The 1,575-nt window shown below is 79.6% G+C and carries 1 pseudogene; it reads left to right on the top strand.

The features are described 5' to 3' along the window. Positions 1 to 65: 65 nt before the first annotated feature. Positions 66 to 1,575: pseudogene (locus tag AB0C69_RS42165) on the top strand (SMC family ATPase); the annotation flags it as partial.

Below are 1,575 nucleotides of genomic sequence, written 5' to 3'. Positions count from 1 at the left end.
ACGGGCCCTCGGCATGGCTGAGAAAGCCCTTGGACGGCGAGACGCCGTCCAGCCAGCCCTTCTCCGTGGGTTTGCCGAGGCCGAAGAGCCACGCCGAGGCGCTCGCCAGGCGCGACGCGCTGGCCGAGCGCGCCGAGGAGAAGTCGGGGCTGGCCTCGCGGCTCGACGCCGCCGCCCGCGCCGACCGGGTCGTCCCGCTGGTCAGGGACGTCCAGGCCCGGTACGAGGAGGCGAGCCGCGCCCGCCGCTGGGCCGAGGAGTCCCGGTCCGGGGCCGCCGCGCTGCTCCCGCCGCGGGCGCCGCAGGACGTCCTCGCCAAGGCCGAGCGCGACCGCCGCGACGAGGTCGCGGCGCTGGAGGGCCGCAGGGCCGCCGCCGCCCGGCTCCGGCAGGTCGACCGCGAGCGGGAGGCGCTGGCCGCGGAGCTGCGGCGGCTGGAGCCGGAGGACGCGCGGAACCGCGCCGCGCTCGCCGATCTGCCCGCGCGCGTCGAGGAGCGCCGCGCCGAGCTGGACGAGGCCAGGATCGCCGCCGCCGGACGCTCCGGCGCCGCCGCCGCCGTCCGCGACGCCGGGCGCCGCCTCGTCGCGGCGCGGCGCCGCGACGAGGTGGAGCACCGGCTCGCCGAGGCGGAGGCCGCGTACCGGACGGCGGTCGACGCCGCCCAGGACGCCCGGCAGCGCGTCCTCGACCTCCGGCAGGCGCGGCTGGACGGCATGGCCGCCGTCCTCGCCGAGGAGCTGGCCGACGGCGAGCCCTGCCGGGTCTGCGGCTCCACCGAGCACCCGGACCCGGTCACCTCGCTCGCGCTGATCCCGACCGAGGAGCAGGTGGAGCGGGCGCAGGCCGAGGCCGACGAGGCCCAGGACGCCCGGGAGCGCGCCGCGACGGCGGCCGGGGAGCTGCGCACCGCGCGCGACGAGCTGCGGGAGATCGCCGGAGAGGCCGACCCCGACGCCCTCGCCGCCGAGCTCGCCGAGGCGGACGCGGCGCTGGCGGCAGCGGAGGCCCGCGCCGCGGAGGCCGAGCGGCTGGAGGCGGCGCTGCACCGGGACGAGCGGGAGCTCGACCGGGTCCGCTCCGCGCAGGAGGAGACCGGCCGCGCCCTCACCGAGAACCGCACCCACGACCGGGAGCTGGCCGCCGAGCGGGCCCGCCTGTCCGCCGAGCTCGACGAGGCGCGCGGCGGCGACCCGACGCTGGAGGCCCGCATCGCCAGGCTCGCCGGGGAGGCCGACCGGATCGCCGCGGCGGTCGAGGCGGCACGCGCGTACGCGCGCGCCGGCGAGGAGCTGGCCGCCGCCCGCGCCAAGGCCGCGCAGGAGGCCGAGGAGCAGGGGTTCCGGACGCCGGAGGAGGTCCTCGAAGCCGCGCTGCCGGACGAGGAGCAGGGCGTCCTGCGCGACCGGATCCGCAGGCTCGACGACGAGGAGGCGGAGGTCCGCGCCCTGCTCGGCGATCCGGAGCTGGTCGCGGCCGCCCCCGCGCCCGCGCCCCACAGATCGGAAGTGCACACTTCAGACCTCCCCTCCCAGGAAACGGTATCGCGTGTTCAGGGTGCGGGGGGGAAACTGG

Origin of the sequence: Actinomadura sp. NPDC048032 (genome assembly GCF_040653175.1) — a bacterium.
GTDB classification, from domain to species: domain Bacteria; phylum Actinomycetota; class Actinomycetes; order Streptosporangiales; family Streptosporangiaceae; genus Spirillospora; species Spirillospora verrucosospora.
The sequence above is the reverse complement of the archived record's forward strand: the minus strand, read 5'-3'. Positions and strand labels throughout refer to the sequence as shown.